This window comes from Segatella sp. (assembly GCF_977051555.1).
Window position 1 is genome coordinate 1 of the sequence record NZ_CDRSSE010000036.1, and the last position, 19,337, is coordinate 19,337.

At 43.2% G+C, this 19,337-nt stretch carries 20 protein-coding genes and 2 tRNA genes; all 22 read right to left on the reverse strand.

Going from position 1 to position 19,337, the window contains the following annotated elements; translation table 11 throughout:
* Nucleotides 1–411: 411 nt before the first annotated feature.
* The 22 genes from ACWJAO_RS09230 to ACWJAO_RS09335 all read right to left on the reverse strand — a co-directional run bounded on the left by ACWJAO_RS09230 (nt 412) and on the right by ACWJAO_RS09335 (nt 19,321).
* A complete protein-coding gene (locus tag ACWJAO_RS09230; RefSeq protein WP_117661250.1) occupies nt 412–873 on the reverse strand; it encodes a hypothetical protein in 462 nt (153 codons plus the stop codon).
* Entirely contained in the window at nt 873–1,349 is a 477-nt protein-coding gene (locus ACWJAO_RS09235; protein WP_117661251.1) for a hypothetical protein, read from the reverse strand. Before ACWJAO_RS09235 ends, ACWJAO_RS09230 begins: the two co-directional genes overlap by 1 nt.
* 390 nt (nt 1,350–1,739) lie before the next feature.
* Nucleotides 1,740–2,420 carry a virulence RhuM family protein gene (locus tag ACWJAO_RS09240; protein WP_287830140.1) on the reverse strand — a complete coding sequence of 227 codons (681 nt, stop codon included), beginning with the start codon at nt 2,418–2,420 and terminating at the stop codon, nt 1,740–1,742.
* A 114-nt stretch (nt 2,421–2,534) separates the two neighbouring features.
* A complete protein-coding gene (locus tag ACWJAO_RS09245) occupies nt 2,535–2,687 on the reverse strand; it encodes an ABC transporter ATP-binding protein (RefSeq protein WP_293514871.1) in 153 nt (50 codons plus the stop codon).
* Nucleotides 2,688–2,921: 234 nt separating this feature from the next.
* Nucleotides 2,922–3,263, reverse strand: coding sequence for a HepT-like ribonuclease domain-containing protein (locus tag ACWJAO_RS09250; RefSeq protein WP_117729067.1), 342 nt, complete (start codon nt 3,261–3,263; stop codon nt 2,922–2,924).
* Entirely contained in the window at nt 3,247–3,558 is a 312-nt protein-coding gene (locus ACWJAO_RS09255) for a nucleotidyltransferase family protein (RefSeq protein ID WP_117729066.1), read from the reverse strand. Before ACWJAO_RS09255 ends, ACWJAO_RS09250 begins: the two co-directional genes overlap by 17 nt.
* Before the next feature lie 283 nt (nt 3,559–3,841).
* The gene (locus ACWJAO_RS09260) at nt 3,842–4,333 is read right to left on the reverse strand and encodes a hypothetical protein (protein WP_287840622.1); all 492 of its coding nucleotides are present in this window, start codon (nt 4,331–4,333) and stop codon (nt 3,842–3,844) included.
* A 245-nt stretch (nt 4,334–4,578) separates the two neighbouring features.
* Nucleotides 4,579–4,866: a type II toxin-antitoxin system YafQ family toxin gene (locus ACWJAO_RS09265; RefSeq protein WP_117729061.1), complete on the reverse strand. Its 288-nt coding sequence runs from the start codon at nt 4,864–4,866 to the stop codon at nt 4,579–4,581.
* Nucleotides 4,867–4,871: 5 nt separating this feature from the next.
* Nucleotides 4,872–5,189: a hypothetical protein gene (locus tag ACWJAO_RS09270; RefSeq protein WP_287830178.1), complete on the reverse strand. Its 318-nt coding sequence runs from the start codon at nt 5,187–5,189 to the stop codon at nt 4,872–4,874.
* A gap of 11 nt (nt 5,190–5,200) precedes the next feature.
* Nucleotides 5,201–5,635, reverse strand: a complete 435-nt coding sequence (locus tag ACWJAO_RS09275; RefSeq protein WP_317575818.1) for a hypothetical protein — start codon at nt 5,633–5,635, stop codon at nt 5,201–5,203.
* A gap of 311 nt (nt 5,636–5,946) precedes the next feature.
* Nucleotides 5,947–6,618: a transcription termination/antitermination NusG family protein gene (locus ACWJAO_RS09280; RefSeq protein ID WP_449140053.1), complete on the reverse strand. Its 672-nt coding sequence runs from the start codon at nt 6,616–6,618 to the stop codon at nt 5,947–5,949.
* A 259-nt stretch (nt 6,619–6,877) separates the two neighbouring features.
* A complete protein-coding gene (locus ACWJAO_RS09285) occupies nt 6,878–7,246 on the reverse strand; it encodes a tyrosine-type recombinase/integrase (protein WP_449140054.1) in 369 nt (122 codons plus the stop codon).
* A 6-nt stretch (nt 7,247–7,252) separates the two neighbouring features.
* Nucleotides 7,253–7,834: a site-specific integrase gene (locus ACWJAO_RS09290; protein ID WP_449140055.1), complete on the reverse strand. Its 582-nt coding sequence runs from the start codon at nt 7,832–7,834 to the stop codon at nt 7,253–7,255.
* Between the two features lie 182 nt (nt 7,835–8,016).
* Nucleotides 8,017–9,444: an asparagine--tRNA ligase gene (gene asnS, locus ACWJAO_RS09295; RefSeq protein WP_117587394.1), complete on the reverse strand. Its 1,428-nt coding sequence runs from the start codon at nt 9,442–9,444 to the stop codon at nt 8,017–8,019.
* Between the two features lie 16 nt (nt 9,445–9,460).
* Nucleotides 9,461–10,885 carry a pseudouridine synthase gene (locus tag ACWJAO_RS09300; protein WP_449140056.1) on the reverse strand — a complete coding sequence of 475 codons (1,425 nt, stop codon included), beginning with the start codon at nt 10,883–10,885 and terminating at the stop codon, nt 9,461–9,463.
* 94 nt (nt 10,886–10,979) lie between these two features.
* Nucleotides 10,980–12,326: an adenylosuccinate lyase gene (gene purB / locus ACWJAO_RS09305; RefSeq protein ID WP_449140057.1), complete on the reverse strand. Its 1,347-nt coding sequence runs from the start codon at nt 12,324–12,326 to the stop codon at nt 10,980–10,982.
* Between the two features lie 129 nt (nt 12,327–12,455).
* Nucleotides 12,456–12,530: transfer RNA gene (locus tag ACWJAO_RS09310), tRNA-Val, on the reverse strand.
* Nucleotides 12,531–12,578: 48 nt separating this feature from the next.
* Nucleotides 12,579–12,653, reverse strand: a tRNA-Val gene (locus tag ACWJAO_RS09315).
* 328 nt (nt 12,654–12,981) lie between these two features.
* The gene (locus ACWJAO_RS09320; RefSeq protein WP_449140058.1) at nt 12,982–14,154 is read right to left on the reverse strand and encodes an OmpA family protein; all 1,173 of its coding nucleotides are present in this window, start codon (nt 14,152–14,154) and stop codon (nt 12,982–12,984) included.
* 149 nt (nt 14,155–14,303) lie between these two features.
* Nucleotides 14,304–16,172 carry a DNA mismatch repair endonuclease MutL gene (gene mutL / locus ACWJAO_RS09325; RefSeq protein ID WP_449140059.1) on the reverse strand — a complete coding sequence of 623 codons (1,869 nt, stop codon included), beginning with the start codon at nt 16,170–16,172 and terminating at the stop codon, nt 14,304–14,306.
* A gap of 42 nt (nt 16,173–16,214) precedes the next feature.
* A complete protein-coding gene (locus ACWJAO_RS09330) occupies nt 16,215–17,870 on the reverse strand; it encodes an OstA-like protein (RefSeq protein WP_449140060.1) in 1,656 nt (551 codons plus the stop codon).
* Complete coding sequence (locus tag ACWJAO_RS09335) at nt 17,867–19,321, reverse strand: peptidylprolyl isomerase (protein WP_449140061.1); 1,455 nt, start codon at nt 19,319–19,321, stop codon at nt 17,867–17,869. The genes ACWJAO_RS09330 and ACWJAO_RS09335 overlap by 4 nt, the downstream gene beginning before the upstream one ends.
* Between the last annotated feature and the right edge of the window lie 16 nt (nt 19,322–19,337).

Genomic DNA, 19,337 nt, shown 5'->3' on the forward strand with positions numbered 1-19,337 from the left:
TCGGCGAACTTTGGCTTGCTGTTTAATTGTTTCTTGCCTTGTACCATAATTTGAATAATTTAAAATCACGATGCAAAGGTACGAAACTTTATCTAGGCACACAATACGGCATTCACCGAACACTTACAATGATTCTGCTTCCTTATCTGCTTTTTTTTCTTCTATGTTCATAACGTAAGATCCTTATTAATTATTGTATTTTTTCGACTCCCCTGTCCCCCTCTTGCGAAGAGGGGGTCCTTACCCTATACCCAAGCCCTAAATCCCTACCATAGGGATTAGGGATGTAACCGCCCTCCGGTGCTCAGAACCGCTACGCTATAAGGTTGGCGGGGCATCAAAGCCCTGCGCCATATTATGCGGGATGGGACCGCCTTCCTATTATCTTGCTAAAGGTGCTGGATACTACCCCTATTTTAAAACCACCCTGTCTTGTAATAAGTCACAAAGAGAACGTAATGTCTTTAATGTATAAGGACGAATCGTCAAGTCATCACAAACTATCTTCTTATCCGTACCCAAGAAAAACATACCACAATGATCATTAAGACCTGCTTTAACAGGATATATTCTTAATCTATCATGTAAATTTGCTAAATACCTTGGAGTAAAAAGAGCATAACCCACATAATGGCTTTCTGTCTTTTTAAAAACATACTTACCTTTTTTATTCAAATGCTTTTGGTCTATGAAAGACAGCCTGGACAATGAGACATAAGATTCTACTTCACCATTCGTAAAACGTCGAAGATTAAATGCCGCAAAATTTAACTGATGGGTATTTTCATCATAAAAGGCTGGAGAAGACAACAATCGAGCTATCTCCTCCATATCTTTCAATACTGGTTTCTCAAATGTTATATCACATTCCATTAGGCTATGTTCTTTAAGACTTCCAAAAATTTAGGGAGTTCCGAAAGTGGGAGGATGCCCTCTTTCTCTATCTCTCCATAATTGACATCATACACTATCCTATCACTAAGAATAGATAAACAGGCATCTCCTTTGGAGGTCTTCCATTGCATTAATATATAGCCATTGGTATTTGGGAATATTGCTAATCCCTGAAGTAATGGTTCGCTGCAAGATGAAACAACCTTCTGAGAATAATCACATGCTTCTGATGATATGGAAGGGGAACCTGCATAATCCCAATTCGCTGGCAAATCTCGAAGTTCAAGAATTCGCTTCTCAAGTCGTTGCCTTAACGAAAGGCTTGGCTTCTTTTTCAGCTGTTGCTTCAATAATCGCAAAGCTTCTGCCATAGCATCAGTCACACTGATGTTATTCTGCTCTGCTATCGTTGCATAGCCTTGATATAATGTATTATCGAGTACCAATGTTGCCATAATCGTAATATTCTAATTATTGGCTGCAAATATAAGGTTTTTCGGTGAAACCACCAAATTTTTAGAGGAGTTTTTGCTTCTTGCTCTAATCTCCCCCAGATTAACGTATATCACCAATACAGCGTCCCCACTATATTACAAATAGTTACACGTATCTGTTTTTGAAAAAAGTTATTTTTGCTCCTCATTGCAGTATCGCTCTGCACTTGTCGTCGCTCGAATGAGGAATATTGTTTTTATTCTACTTTTGATAGGATTACCTCAGGAGAGGTTCCCATCAGGGTTATGGCGGAAATCTTATGACCGCCATTGGCATTTAAGGAATGACCACAATGATAGAGGCTATCGTCTATGATAAGCCAGCGGTCATGAGACTCGTTACGCCATTTTCTAATATCTATATGATTGTTGGGGAAGGGTTAGCGATGAAACATAACCATCTATGATGATTACTCGATGATTGGCAGAACGAACAAGGTTCTCCAAAGCAACTCTTGCTGTGTAGAAATCGCCTTCGAAGAAGACCATCTCTGCAGGAGGGGTCGAAGTCCGAATAAAGAAATCAAGCTGCTGTTGCTGCTTAGCCTGGGTATCCTTTATTCGTTGCATCTCATCATGCTGCAACATAAGCTTGCTGTCAATACGTTGCTCCATTTGTAGCATCTGCTGATGTACAGCATATCCACGAAGAAGATATTCCTTCAAAACATTATTTGCCCATTGACGAAAGCGAATACCTTGATGACTATTTACACGAAAGCCGACTGATATAATCATATCAAGATTATAGTAATCCATATTACGTGTAACCATACGATTGCCTTCTTTTCTAACTGTTCGGAATTTCCGAACAGTTGCTGACTGCATCAATTCTCCTTGCTGATAAATATTAGTAATGTGCTCACTAATATTAGCTTTACTAGAACCAAAAAGTTCAACCATTTGAGCTTGCGTAAGCCATACCGTATCTTCTTCTATTTTTACTTGAAGAGAAATGCTTTCATCTGGTTGATAGAGCACTATCTGAGAATCATCAGTAGTAGCCTGTATATTGTTATTTTCGTTTGCCATAATCATACATTTTTATTGCTAATATAGCGACAAAAGTACGATTTTATTTCGTAATCACCAAGGATTTAAGAGAAAAATGCATTTATTAACCTATGCTTGGCTTATGGCTAGACATTACAACACACAGAATGATTCTGCTTCCTTACCGGTTCTGCGGCGATAAGCATCACGCATACACTTTTCCATTTGTGCTATGTATTCTGCCTTTCGCTCCCTAGAAGCCTTGAAGCGACGCATAAAATCAGCTTTTTTTTCTTCTATGTTCATAACGTAATCTCCTTATTAATTATTGTATTTTTTCGACTCCCCTGTCCCCCTCTTGCGAAGAGGGGGGCCTTACCCTATACCCAAGCCCTAAATCCCTACCATAGGGATTAGGGATGTAACCGCCCTCCGGTGCTCGGAACCGCTACGCTATAGGGTTGGCGGACCAATCAAAGGTCTCGCCATGTTGTGCGGGATGGGACCGCCTGGGGACGGCAAAAAATATAAGTTTTTTTATTACTCCGACAGATACCTAACTATCCAAGGTTTCAACTCAGGAATGTCTACTTCTATCGTATCCCATAGACTTTCGGGGTCTATGGTATAATAGCCATGCACAAGGACATGTCGCATCCGTTCTATCTGACGCCAATTTACATCAGAATGAGAATCACGAAATTCTGTTGAAAGCATATAGACAGCCTCGCCTATTACTTCCACCAATTTGGTAAAGCCATAAAAGATGAGCTTATTCTTCTTGATATCTTCAAAAGTATATTGAGCATGAAACTCCTCTATACTTTCTATCGCTTCAAGAATATGCTCTAACCTTCCCCTATCTCTAACTTTTTCTCTCATAAATCAAGAATTTATCTTGGTTGGCTGTTTCTTGAGCAAAAGGGAGGAGACGATTAGCCTCTACTATATCCACCTTGCGATGAAGCAAGTCTTCCAAATTCAACATAATACCTGCTATTTTCATCAGAGAAATTCGATTATGCTGACGATCATACTCTACAAGAATGTCTATGTCACTATCAGTAGTTTCTTCTCCTCGCGAGCATGAACCAAAGAGCCAAGCCTTTGTTATTGGCTGACTACCAAAGAAATCTTTTATCTTTGGAATCATATTTTGTACATTCTTACTAATCATAACAGCGTAATTTTATTGGTTTTAATGAAGTTTATACCCCATTTCTCTGTTTTTTGTGCAAATATAGGCTTTTTCTGTGAAACTACCAAATTTTTGGAGGAGTTTTTTCAACTCAATGTATTTCACCAATACTGCGTCTCTACTATATCACAAGTAGTTACATCTATTCGTTTTTTGAAAAAAGCTATTTTGTATCGGCACTTCAGAAGATAAGCTGCACTCGGCTATTTGAGAGCCAACTTTCATTACGCTCCTATGTGTTCGATGCATTCCTCAATGCAAGCTAAAGGTATTTTTGCTCTTGTATCACCAGTTTGCTCAATACCGGTAAGAGCTTTTCTATCTTGCGGCACTTCACCTTATTATAATAGAAGTCTATATCATCGAGGAGGTCATACGCCTGGTCTTCGGGCATATCACCACCATAACCGCCAGCGACAATCGTTATGGCGGCTAGTTTGCGAGCATCTAAGTGAGTATGGAAGTCGTACGTACTTCGAAGTAGCATAGGAAGAGCATTGTACATGATGTTACAATAGTGCAGCAAGTCTTTGAAGTCTTCAGATTCCGTCAAGTAGGCTTCAAGCATCTCTTCCTGATATTGGCGGAGAAGCAACAAGTATTTTTCCTTTCCTACCTTACCTTTTATGTTTTGGGTCATCACCCAGAACAGGGAATGAGATAAGACTATTTTATCTTCAGAAGGGTGGTAATAGAAGAGATCGTCTTCAGGGCGATTATTCTTAGCCCATTGTTCTTCTAACTTACCTAACATTTCCTTTCGAAAGGAATTTCTTTCTTCTTTATTCATAATTATCTTAGTCTTGTATTTTTTCGACTCCCCTGTCCCCCTCTTGCGAAGAGGGGGGCCTTACCCTATACCCAAGCCCTAAATCCCTACCATAGGGATTAGTGATGTAACCGCCCTCCGGTGCTCAGAACCGCTACGCTCTAAGGTTGGCGGACCAAAGCGGTCTACGCCATATTGTGCGGGATGGGACCGCCTGACTGTTATGGAGATCAGCGCTTACGTCCTTTACCGAATAATTCAGAATGCGAACCTAAACGAACTAATTCTATTGCATTATTGTTCTTATCAAACCAAATCAAAAGTGTATCATTTTCTATATGGCATTCCATATAGTTCTTCCAGTTGCCTTTCAAAGAATGAGGATTATATTCTTCCGGTATCTGATTGCCTTCTGCCAAAAGCTTAACTATCCCCATAAGCGTTTCTACAAATTCTTTATCATTCTTAAAACGCTTATAATCTTTCTTGAACTGCGAGGTCTTTCGAATTTCTTTCATAAACCCTATTCCTCCATTGATGCCATGAAACTTTCTAAGCTATCTACTCGAACTACTCCCGCATCATGACCACTCTCAGCCTCTTTCATTGCTGCCAAAGTTTCTGCGTTTGGAACATCTTCCAAAGCAGCACTCCTTGAAACTGGGGAGTCTGAAACTATTTTAACGCCTCTCATAAGAGAGAGGACATTCTTTAATTGCTCCAACAAAGATGGACTATCTATCTGTAATGTTAACTGTGCCATAACTTCTATATTTAATTCGCAGCAAAGATAAGGGTTTTCTGTGAAACCACCAAATTTTTGGGGGAGTTTTTGCTTCATATCCTAATGTCTCACACATCATCCAAATTAACATCCGACAAGTCTGCTCCAATAATCGTCACTCGATTGTTGTATTTGCGTATCTCATGCCCATCTTTTATTTGCCTGGTGTAGCGATTGGCATCCAACTGGAGGCAACGACACACATTGCGACTTGTAGTTTCCATGTTCTTGTCGATAATGATGATTTGTGCATCGTGGTTCTCTCGCAACATATCACAGAAATAGTTGTCGGCAGAAGAGAATGAATAGCCAAGAATGATGATCTTACTTGCACGCAGCACCATCTGAGAAGCATGATACCATGTATCAATGTAATGCTTGGATATGACAGGGCGCAACTTTAATGGTGGCAAAACACCATGACCACTGAGCAGGAAACGAGACTCATTGACCTTTTCAGGAATCTGAAGATTCTCTTTCCGAAAGCGAAGATTGTGGGCCATCGGGACTTGCCTGGGACTACTCCCAAAGAGTGTCCGTGTCTGGATGCTGGAAGCTGGGCTGCTCGACACCGCCTTGATTAACTCTTATAACTCCTTTTAGCTGGCATTGCTAGCTAAAAGGAGTTTTTTCTTACTGTTAAAGAAAGGTATCTTCGAAAACCTATCTTCTAAACAGAAGAAAGAAAAAAATACATACTGCTATCGAATATTTATTTATATTCCTATGCCAAGATACATATTATATTTATCAAATTAATCTATATACTGAAGTTTTATTATAAATGAGGAATGTAAAGCCACACCAATAGCATCTATTTGTTAAAGAACTCCAGTTTCACCATTTCAATCTCAATGGTAGCACCGCAGATGTTTCGGATTTCATCACCTATAATGGCTTTCTTACCTTGAATACGCTGCACATAGGCTACAACTCCAACAAGTTCTCCGTCTATAATACGCACTTTGTCACCCTTTTTGATAGGGTGATTCTGTATATCAGCCTTGCCAGTCATTACAATTCTGCGAAAATTGTCGAATATGGTATTAGGGATAGCATATGGGGCACTTTTGCCTGGTTCCGAAAGCATCTTATAGACATCGTCCCGAAAGCGGATTTCATTAAGTTTTTTGTCCTCAACTCTCACAAAGACAAAGGTGGTAAGAAAGACAGCCTCACGGACAACACGTTTACCTCGGCTGTTTATCATGATACGTCTTTCCAAAGGAAGCCAAGTCTCCAAGGCGATTTTTTTATCCTTGAAGTTTTGTTCAATAAGAAGCTTGAATTTTTTCTCGTAGTTCACCCTTACACAAGCCACATACCAGTGCATCGGTTCTGTTGCTACGAAACCATTTTCCGCTACATATCCTTCGCTTTTTTCCACGGCTTCGCCGTCGTCCCCTGCAATAGTGGACGTAACCTGTGATTGTATATTTGTCTCTTTCATCATGCGAATCAAGTTCGTTTTTTTGATGTCGATCATCTGAATCTCTATATAAGAGATACAGAAAACCGAAAAACATTCTTTCAATCAATGACTTAGAAGATTGTGTACGAAAAGGATAGTAAAAAAATGTTGATTTTCGTAGAATGATATTAATTTTTTAACACACATAATTTGCTAGTTTCCAACAATTTTCGTATTTTTGCAAGGAGATTCTGTGTCTCTTATATAAAGATTCAGAAAAATTGGTTCATTTTGGTTCATTTTACAAAATCCCTTTTTTTATTCTTTTTGCAGCTTATAGGGCTGCCAGTATCTTGGCGTTGGCATCATCAACTTCTGAGCTTCTGATGGAATTGAGATAGATTTGTGTGGTGGTTTCAGAATGATGCCCCAATGCCTCGCTGATGACGGAGATAGAGATATCATTGTCTCTTGCCGTCGTTGCCCAGGAATGACGGGCGACATAGAGGGTAAGCTTACCCTTGACACCTATCTTAGCACCTAACTTTCTGAGATGGTAAGAGATACGCGCTTCCGCATTGTGATATAGGTGCACCTCTTTCTGCTTTTTGTCAATAGTTTTATCCTGTCTTGTGTTTCCATCATCAACCAGGAAAGGGAATAGATAAGGTGAGGTGACGGTCTGCACCTGATACTTTTCCAACAACTCCTACATATCATCCTCCCATCGGATGGTGAGACGCTGCCCTGTCTTTCTTCTTGTATAATGAAGAAAACCGTCCTTGAGGTCGGATTTGCGGAGATGAGCCAGGTCAATAAATGAGATACCTCGCAGATAGAAACTCATCAGAAATGTATCTCTTGCCATCTCTTCTTTGGGAGTGAGTTCCTTGACCGAATGCAGACGCTTGATTTGGCTGACATCCTCTGTAGGTATGGCTCTCTTGCGGGTTGGGGCAATACCGGTATAGACATTCGTGAAGGGATGCTGCTGTGGCGTCAGTCTCTTTGCCACGGCTTTGTTATAGGTGGCACGGAGGATGCGGAGATAGAAGGAACTGGTGTTTTTGCATACCTCCGCCGTATGATGCAGATATGCCTCATACGAGCGCATCACGTCTGCATCTATCTCACTCAGGGCAATATCCCTGTTGTCCCGGTATCGCTTAAAGCTGTTGAGGGTTGCCTTATAATGCAGCGAAGTGCGGTATTGCCCGTTCTTCAGCAACAGGACGATAAGGAGGTTCATGAACTGGAATAACGACTCTGATGTTTTCTTGTTTCTTGACATAATACGTATATATTTTAAAAATAATAAAAAATGATAGGGACATCTTCGTCTCTACCAAAGAAACAAAGATGCCCCTATATATAGTAAAGTATCAGAATCGATATCTTCTTGCAGGACAAGTACTTGCGAAGAGCAATGAAGCCTGTTTCGAAGGACATCGAAACAGGCTTCATTTTTTTATTCTAGAATTCTGCGTTCTTTGGTGTACGTGGGAATGGAATCACGTCGCGGATATTCTGCATACCGGTTACGAAGAGAATCAGACGCTCGAAACCGAGACCGAAACCTGCGTGTGGGCATGAACCATACTTACGGGTATCGAGATACCAGTTCATATCCTTCATAGGGATGTTGCGAGCCTCAATCTCACCCATCAGCTTGTCATAGCTCTCCTCACGGACAGAACCACCGATAATCTCACCAATCTGCGGGAACAGTACGTCGGTACCCTGAACGGTCTGACCGCTCTTGCCACCGAAACCACTCTCCTCCTCGTCTATCTTCATATAGAATGCCTTGATAGCCTTAGGATAGTTGGTCATGATAACCGGGCGCTTGAAGTGCTCCTCTACGAGGAAACGCTCATGCTCTGAGGCCAGGTCATCACCCCACTCGCATGGGAACTCAAACTTCTTACCGTTGGCAATAGCCTCCTGAAGGATGCGGATACCCTCGGTATATGGAAGATGAACGAAGTCGGAATTCAATACGCCTTCCAGACGGGCAATCAGACCCTTGTCTATCATCTTGTTCAAGAAAGCAAGATCGTCCTTGCAATGCTCCAGAGCCCAACGGATACAATACTTGATGAAGTCTTCCTCCAACTCCATCAAACCGTCCATATCCAGAAAAGCAACCTCTGGCTCTACCATCCAGAACTCAGCCAGGTGGCGAGGAGTATTACTGTTCTCTGCACGGAAGGTTGGACCGAAGGTATAGATGGCGCCGAGTGCTGTAGCACCGAGCTCACCCTCCAACTGACCGGAAACGGTCAGGGAAGTCTGCTTGCCGAAGAAATCATCAGAATAGTCAATCTTGCCATCCTCGGTCTTCTTCAGGTTGTAGAGGTTCTTGGTAGTTACCTGGAACATCTGACCAGCACCCTCGCAGTCGCTGGCTGTGATGAGCGGAGTATTGAAATAGAAATATCCATGCTCATGGAAGTAAGTGTGGATAGCCATCGCCATGTTATGGCGGATACGCATCACGGCACCAAAGGTATTGGTACGGAGACGGAGGTGAGCATACTGACGCATGTATTCGAAGCTCTGTCCCTTCTTCTGCATAGGATAGTCGCTGCCGCAGAGACCGTAAATCTCGATGCTCTCGCACTGGATTTCAACACTCTGTCCGGCACCCTGACTTTCTACCAGCGTACCTACGGCGCTGATACAAGCACCAGTAGTAATCTGACGGAGCTGATTCTCATCGACCTTTGATGGGTCGACTACTATCTGAATATTATTAATAGTAGAACCATCGTTAAGAGCGATAAAATCGACTGCTTTGCTACTACGATGGGTACGAACCCATCCCTTGACATTCACGATTGAGCCGTAGGCTGTACTCTTGAGCAAGTCTACAACTTTAGTTCTTTTTACTTTTTCCATTGTTTATTACTCTGTTTTATTCAAAAGCACCCATGCGGAGCATGTCTACCTCCTTCTCAGTAAGGAAGCGCCAGTCACCGCGACGGAGATTTTTCTTAGTCAAACCTGCGAACTGTACACGGTCGAGCTTGGTAACACGATAGCCGAGACTCTCGAAGATACGGCGCACGATACGGTTCTTGCCACTATGAATCTCGATGCCAACCTGTGCCTTGTCGCGATCATCAGCATACTCTACAGCATCTGCCTTGATCTCACCATCTTCCAAGGTGATACCCTCACGGATCTGATCCATATCGTGAGCTGTCAGGTTCTTATCGAGGTGAACGTGATAAACCTTCTTCTTCAGGAACTTAGGGTGAGTAAGCTTAGAAGCCAGGTCACCATCGTTGGTCAAGAGAAGTACACCTGTTGTATTACGGTCGAGACGGCCTACAGGATAGATACGCTCAGGACAAACATCCTTTACGAGGTCCATCACAGTCTTGCGCTGCTGAGGATCATCGCTGGTTGTTACATAATCCTTTGGCTTGTTGAGCAATACGTATACCTTCTTCTCCAAAGTTACAGGAGCGTCGTGGAACTTCACCTCATCGGTACGAAGGATCTTGGTACCCAACTCGGTAACTACCTCACCATTGACAGTTACCAGACCTGCCTGGATGAACTCATCAGCCTCACGGCGAGAGCAAACACCAGCATTGGCGAGGAACTTGTTCAAGCGCAATGGCTCTGTTGGGTCGATATTTTCCTCCTTATATTCGATACGCTTCTTCATGCTATACTTAGCATTTGGATCGTAACCAGGAGTGTGCTGACGGAAACCGCCACCACGGTTGTTGCCATAGCCACCACCCTGTGGACGACCATAACCGCCACGGTTGTTGCCATAACCACCCTGTGGACGACCATAACCACCACGGTTGTTGCCATAGCCGCCACCCTGTGGACGACCATAACCACCACGGTTGTTGCCATAACCACCCTGCTGAGAACGAGACTGGTAGCCGCCCTGCTGGCGTGGCTGATAGCCACCCTGCTGACGAGGCTGATAACCACCCTGCTCATCATTATTGTTGTAACGAGGACGATAGCCACCCTGCTGAGGACGAGACTGATAGCCTCCCTGCTGACGTGGCTGGTAGCCTCCACGGCTGTTGTTACCATAACCACCACGGCTCTGATAACTGCTGCGCTGTGGACGCTCGCTGCTGCCTGTACTCTGCAAGCCAGCACCGAAACCTTCAGGACGGAAACCGCCTTCGCTGTTACTGCTACTTCTGTCGCTGCTGTATGCGCGATGTGAATTGATACGAGGACGCTGTGTGCGGCCTACTGGTCGATAACTCTTCTGATAACCACCTGCTGGGTTGTAGCCCTCACGGGTTCTCTCATTCTCAGAAGACTGATCTTGAGGTTTGTTTTCAAATTCTGAATCCATTTTCTTAAAATACTTAATAGCCTCACGGCTGGGTTAATAAATCTAATTTTTACTTATATATATGTACTAAAACTACAAAATTCCTTTGTGTATATTAGATACCTGTATAATTGCTTGGTGTGATTGCCATCAGTTCTGCCTTAACACTATCACTCACATTTAATCCCTGGATAAACTCATGAATAGTCTCCTCGGTCATGTGCTGGTTGGTACGTGTCAACGCCTTCAATGCCTCGTAAGGATGTGGATATGCCTCACGGCGAAGGATAGTCTGGATAGCCTCAGCTACAACTGCCCATGTATTATTCAAATCTTCCTGCAGTTTCTCCTCGTGAAGAATCAGTTTACGCAAGCCCTTCAATGTACTCTGGATAGCAATGACGCTATGACCGAGAGGCACACCGATGTTACGGAGTACGGTACTGTCAGTAAGGTCGCGCTGCAAGCGGCTAACCGGAAGTTTCTGTGCCAGGAACTGAAGAATAGCATTAGCTATGCCCAGGTTACCTTCACTGTTCTCATAATCAATAGGGTTCACCTTGTGAGGCATCGCACTTGAGCCTACCTCACCAGCCTTGATCTTCTGCTTGAAGTAATCCATAGAGATATACATCCAGAAGTCACGGTCTAAGTCGATGATAATGGTGTTGATACGACGGATGGCGTCAAAGATAGCGCCAAGGTAGTCATAGTTACTGATCTGTGTGGTATACTGCTCGCGTTCCAAACCGAGTTTTTCGCTGACAAACTTGTTACCGAATGCTTTCCAGTCATACTGTGGATAAGCTACATGGTGAGCATTGTAGTTACCGGTAGCACCACCGAACTTAGCTGTAATCTTGCAAGCCTTGAGCGAATTAAGCTGCTCAGTAAGACGGTAAACATAAACCATGATTTCCTTGCCCAGGCGGGTAGGTGAAGCAGGCTGTCCGTGAGTCTTAGCCAGCATAGGCACATTCTTCCACTCATCAGCATAAGTCTGGAGCTGTGCAATCAGCTCTTCAACCTGCGGATTGAAACACTCTTCCAAAGCCTCTTTTACAGAGAGAGGCACACTTGTGTTGTTGATATCCTGAGATGTCAAACCAAAATGGATAAACTCCTTGTAAGCATCCAAGCCTCCGATCTTATCGAATTCTTCCTTGATAAAATACTCTACAGCCTTTACATCGTGATTGGTAATCTTCTCGATGTCTTTTACGCGCTGTGCTTCATTTTCGTCAAAATTACGATAAATGTCACGCAGACGTTCGAACAGCGACTTGTCGAAAGAAGCAAGCTGTGGCAAAGGTAACTCGCATAGAGTAATGAAGTATTCAATCTCTACGCGTACACGATAACGAATGAGAGCATACTCTGAGAAGTAGTTAGCGAGCTGCTCTGTTTTTCCCCTATAACGACCATCAATTGGTGATATGGCAGTCAATAAATCTAAATTCATAACAATACGTATTATATATAGGGTGCAAAATTAATGAATTATCGTGAGAAAACAGAGAAAATAGTGATAAATAAATTTAAAAGCATAAAAAAAGGTCTCTCAACATTTGTTGAAAGACCTTCACCATTGTGGGCGTTGACGGATTCGAACCGCCGACCCTCTGCTTGTAAGGCAGATGCTCTAAACCAGCTGAGCTAAACGCCCTAAAAAAGTCCCTGCAACCACAAAAGTGAATCACAGGAAACACCCCCGTGGGCGCTGACGGATTCGAACCGCCGACCCTCTGCTTGTAAGGCAGATGCTCTAAACCAGCTGAGCTAAGCGCCCTTACTTTTCGTAAGCGGTTGCAAAGGTACGACTATTTTTTGGTTCCACCAAATTTTTCAGCAACTTTTTTCGTTTTTTCTTCAAAAAAGTGCATTTTCTGGTGTTTTTCCTCAATTTTCAGAGTAAAAACAGTCAGTTTTTGCATTTCAATTGCCAAAAACAGCCAACCAAGAGAAATCACTTACAATAGGACTGCAAAACCTCTTTCAACCCCAAAAGGTACTTATTGAGAAAGAAAAGTTCTTTTTAAGAAATTCAAAGAAACAAAAAAGGCATTCTTCACGAGGAAGAATGCCCTATTCTATTTTTATACCTTTATACTGTATAATTACTCACCAACCTGAACAGTTGCACGACGGTTGTAAGAAGCAGGAGTCAAATCCTTAACACCACCGTTAGCCTTAACCACGATGTTCTCCTTAGCAACACCCAACTTAACGAGCTCAGCAGCTACCTTCTCAGCACGAGCCTTAGAAATCTTCTGGTTAACAGCTGCAGAACCAGTAGCGCTGTCAGCATAACCGTTAACTACCAACTTAGCGTTGTTGTCCTTAGCATACTGAGCGAGAGCCTGTACGTTTACGAGATCCTTCTTAGAAGCAACCTTAGACTTGCCGATGTTGAAGAATACAGAAACTGGAGTAGCAACATACTCCTTAACTGCCTTATCCTCTACAGGCTTCTGGTTGTTCAAGAGATTCTTCAAACGGTCGTTCTCTGCATTAGCATCGTTCAACTTAGCATTGAGAGCGTCGAGTTCTGACTGATGAAGAGCGTTGATAGCGTCAACATCTGGAACCTTGTTCCAAGTAGCTTTACCCAAGTTGTATGTAACACCGACCTCAACATTCAAAGAACGGTCGCGTCTTGCAATCACCTTGTCGAGTGAGCGAGATGTGCTAGGCTTAGCACCTGCCAATACACCTGTGTAACCATCATAGTCGTTAGCACCTACTGCATAGTTTACATCGAGATTGACAGCCCACTTGTTATTGATCTTGAACTCGTTCAAGAGACCAACACCAACTACAGGAGCATAGCAGTTAGCGCTCATGTTACGGTTAATACCAAAACCTGCGTAAGGGATGCAATCCCAAACACGAGCCTCGTTGTAACCACACAACATATTGCTAACATTGAACAAAACCTGCTCATTCAAAGTCCAATACTTATTTGCATTTGTTGACTTATCCTCAGAAACTACTGTACGGCCCCAAACGCCATTGAACTTGGTACGGAGACCGAGACCTGGTGTGAACCACTTACCTACAGCAACAGAGAAACCGAGATTGTTTCTGAAACCCTTGAGTGGGCTCTTAGAGAAACCATTGCCCTCTTCCTGGTTGCCCCAGAATGCAGAACCAGCAACGTTTGCCTGAACAAACCAATTGCTCCAGAACGAATTTGTTGCAACGCTATACTTCTCAGTAGTTGCTGCATCCTGAGCCATACTGCCCATTGTTACGCTAGCCAATGCTAGCACTGCTAATAACTTTTTCATAACTTTATAATTTAAAAATCAATTTATATATATATACCTTCTGAATGACGGAGCAAAGATAATACTATTTTTTGAAATAACCTTCATTTTCTAAAAAAAAAAGCATTTTTCGTTAACTTTTTTAAGTAAAACGGGATTTTTCCCCGCTTTTAACCTAAAAGATGCTCAATTTCCTGCTGACGGAGGATACAAAGTACCGACTTTCCGTCGGGCGTATAATTGACATTCTGGCAGGCAAACAGATCATTCACCAGCCCCTCCATCTCTTCATTACTCAATATCTGCCCCTGAGGTATTGCAGCCTGGCGAGCCAGACTCAAAGCCAAAGTCTGATTGATTTCATCAATGGCTGATACACCCTTTTCCACTGCAGAAGAAACCATGTCCTGTACCAGTTTAAGAGGATTCAATCCTTCAAGTCCGCCAGGAACTGAATTAACGGCATAGCTTCCGCCTCCAAGATCTTCCAGTTCAAAGCCCATCGATTCCATTTCAGGCAGGATCTTTTCAAAGATTACCTTCTCAGACATCGGGAACTGCACAACCTCAGGAAAGAGGACTTTCTGGGAATGAAAGGTCCGGTCAGCCAACTGGCGCAAATACTGTTCGAACAGGACACGCACATGGGCACGATGCTGGTCGATAATCATCAATCCCGATTTTACCGCAGTCATGATATACTTACCTTTATACTGATAATGGGCTGGCGATTTCTCTGCAATGATACTGTCTGGCGTATTATCCAGCCCCGAATCATCTGGAAACACCATGGTCTGTTCCATCCCCTGCACATCATCCTGATCTTTGAGTCCTTCATAAAGCTGTTCCCATTTTTCATCCACCTGAGGCTTTGACTTAGGAACAGAGAAGCCTGCTCCCATAGGAACTGCTCCTGTGGAAGAGGAAGACTTGAACGGATTATAACCAGGATTCAAACTGATCTTCGGTGCCGCAGCAGTGCTCATCTCCGGATTATAAACAGGGATGTCCGGTTTATCCTCGGTATCGAAATCAATGGTAGGTACATCATTGAACATACCGATAGACTCCTTGACCGAAGCCGAGAGGATTTGCCAGATTGCCTGCTCATTCTCGAATTTGATTTCAGTCTTCGTAGGATGGATATTCACATCAATATCCTTCGGATCTACATCAAAATACAGAAAGTAAGGCACCTGTTCACCCTGAGGAACCAGACGGTCATAAGCAGCCATCACAGCCTTATTGAAATAAGGATGTTTCATGTATCTCCCGTTGACAAAGAAGAACTGATGCACACCTTTCTTTCTGGCTGATTCAGGTTTACCCACAAATCCAGACACCTTGCACATTGTGGTTTCTACATTCACCGGCAGGAGTTCCTGATTGAAACGCTTGCCGAAGACATCGAGAATGCGTTGACGCAAATTAGCGGCACGCAAATTGAACACCTCGGTACCATTGCTGTGCAAAGTAAAGGTGATTTGGGGATTTACCAATGCAATCCGCTCGAAAGCCGTCAGAATATTGTTCAACTCTGTAGAATTGGACTTCAGGAACTTCCTGCGCGCGGGTACATTATAAAATATATTGCTGACCGAGAAGATACTGCCCACAGCACAGGAGCAGGGTTCCTGCTTCTCATATCGGGAACCCGAAATCTGTATTAGGGTTCCTATCTCGTCAGTTGCCTGCCGTGACTTCAGTTCTACCTGAGCCACAGCAGCTATAGACGCCAAAGCTTCGCCACGGAAGCCCATGGTGCGAAGCGCAAACAAATCGTCAGCCTTACGGATCTTGGAAGTAGAATGACGTTCAAAAGCCAAACGAGCATCTGTTTCAGACATACCTTTTCCATCATCTATCACCTGGATGTTGGTACGACCAGCATCGGTAACAGTGACATGGATATTCCTGGCACCCGCATCGACTGCATTTTCGACCAGCTCCTTGATAACCGAAGCCGGACGCTGTATAACCTCACCTGCTGCTATCTGATTGGCAACAGAATCGGGTAAAAGTTGAATAATATCACTCATCTCTAAATCTTAATCATATAAGAAAATGATGCTTCATTACAATCAGTCGGTCAGTTTCTGAAGCGGAGCTTCATGACGCTTAATGTTCTTGAGTTCGGTACCCTTTGATTTACCACGCCATACAAAGATATCGTTCTTATCTTTAGGACGCAAGTCCTCGAACCAGGCAAAATTGTTGAGTTTATATTTTGCCGGCGGAATCTGCGTCATAGGATACATGGTAGATGTAAACTTATTGGTCCAGATTTTCTCCATCTTCCTGCCCGGTCCCATATACATGCGCATGGTATCGGTCTCCAGATAATTCAAGCCAATGAGCGAACTGTCCTTATCATCCGTCATATAATAGATGGTCTGCACATTACCGATAGACTCTCCTTGTTTAATCTCACCTTTTTCAAAGTAAGATTTCATCTCAGAAGAACTGATCTGATTGAAATGAACACTATCCGGCATCTGCTCTACAGACAGTGCCTGTCCGATGACATGGGCAAAACGAACGGTAGAATCGTTCATGAAGACCAGAATCTTCTCGCCCAGCAACTGACGGTTTCCATTCCAGACGATAGGATCCTTATACATGGTCATGCAGGAATCCTGAGAATTGAAAACCAGGGAGTCGCAGATGGCCTGCATATCCAGGCGATAGGCACGGACCTTAGGATAAGCATGCACCTTACGGTATACCGAATCGGTATTGATATGGAAGGTATTGATACGCATGGTATCAGAATGAACCCAAAGGGTATCTTTCTGCGAATAGTCGATCGCTACAGGATTGCGGGTGGCAAAGCCATTACCGGTTTTCTCGTTGTAACGCAAATAATTGCAAGTAAGGGAATTCTTGCTCTTCTTATCTACATAAACCACATTACCATATCCGGTACTCTCTCCATCCTTTACATAATAGAGCGTATCACCCGTAAGTGTCTTGTCTTTATCTATAACCGTAGAGCGCCCGTAAAGCTGTGCTCTATCGGTCTTGGTATCATAATATCCGTCTTCTGTCTTGACAACACTTGCACCAGAAACAATCCTAGAAGGTCCTACCATGTGAGCCTTTGACTTACGGACATCGTAATACAAAGTATCGGTAGTAACAACATCCTTGCCGCTGCGCAACTTGACATTATAGACAAACTTAGCCTCACGCGTTTCGGTATGATACTCACCCCAATCGGCAACCAGCTTATCCTTACCATCAATCAGCGTTCCGCCGTCAAAGAAGTTTGCCATATTATACAAGCGGTCGAAATCCAAGCTATCAGTACGCAAAGTCTGCCGACGATGATGCAAGACCACATTCTTGCGTGCTCTCATCATCTGCATCTGCCCATCATACTCTGCTCTATCACAAGTGAGTGACAAGGTGTCTCCCTGCCGGTAATGAACATGTCCGAAAGCTTTCACGGAATTAGAAGCCTGATAGAAATACGCGCTGTCACAGGTAAGATGACTGCCCTGATGCAAGAAAGAGACCTTACCTTTCAATATTTGGGCATCTGGATTATTACCGAACATATCATAGTACAATTCATCTGCATGCAAAAGATATACGCGGTCACCATGAGGGCGTTTTCTGGCATGCTTCTTTGGAGCCTGCATGGCTTGCATCAGACAAAACCCAAACAGGCATAGAACCATAACCGATATGATTCTATGCCCTCTGATATGATTATTTAATCTTTTATTTATCATTTAATCCAACCTTGATATTCAAACTTACAATCCTTATAGCGATCGTTCATACGAACATAAGTCTGCTTGATTTTATTGACTACCCAATCGTGCAAGGTCTGGGCACGCTCCTTAGCCAACACTACATCCTTCATCACCTGAAAATCTTCGGTAATAGTAGCTCTATGTCCGTCAACACGGCTTACCAGTTTTACCAAAGCACAAGTGGTTTTACCCTTGGAATTCACCATCGTGAAAGGTGCAGAAACCTCACCTACCTTCATTGTATCTACCACACGGGCAACCTCGGTAGGCAGATCCTTCATCTGGAAGCGGGAAGTTCTTGACTGATCAGGAGTAACATTGGCCATCAAACCCTTGTTGTTGCGGGTATCCTTATCATCTGACAGTGCTTCTACAGCCTGTTCAAAGGTAAATTTATTGGCACGGATATCATTACCGATAGAATCCAGACGGCTGATAGACTTATCAATCGCATCTTGAGAAACACGAGGTTTGAGCAGGATATGGCGACACTTAATCTTATCACCACGTTTATCAATCAACTGGATGATATGATAACCGAACTCAGACTCAACAATCTTTGAGATTTTCTTTGGATCAGTAAGATTGAATGCTACATTTGCAAACGCAGGATCCAACATACCTCTACCGATATAATCCATCTCGCCACCCATACGGGCTGAACCCGGATCCTCAGAATAAAGACGAGCCAAAGTAGCAAAAGAAGTCTCACCCTTATTCACACGGTCAGTAAACTCACGCAACTGATTCTTCACACGGTTAATCTCCTCAAGAGGAATACGTGGCTGCATGGTAAGAATCTCGACCTCTACCTCTGTAGGAACAAAAGGGATACTGTCGGCAGGTAAATTCTTAAAGTATTTACGTACCTGAGCTGGAGACACCTTGATATCCTTCACCAGTTCCTGCTTCATTTTCTGAATGAGCTGCTGGTTTTTGAAATCATCATGCATCTGCTGGCGCATCTGGGTGATACTTTGTTTGCGATACTCCTCCAGTTTTTCACGAGAACCAATCATGGAAATCCAACTGTTGATCTGTTCGTCGATACCATTCATAACTTCTGACTCAGATACTTCGATACTATCGATAGCTGCCTGATGGAGAAACAGTTTCTGAACGGCAATCTGCTCAGGAATAGAACAGTCTGGGTCACCAGTATATTTAATACCTTCAGCCTCAGCCTGCAAACGGGTTACCTCGACGTCTGACTTCAGGATAGCCTCATCGCCGACAACCCAAATTACCTCGTCAACCACACTACCCTCATTGATTTTCTGAGAATCGGCAGCAGTTTGTTGCTTGATATTTGCAGAATCAGCCTCATGAGCCAAAGCACTACGGCTTGCTCTTGTTGCACTAGCACTTATTCCTACTATCATCAGCAGCGCTATAAATGCCATTGTCATTTTATATCCAGTATTCATGTATTGTTTCTATAAT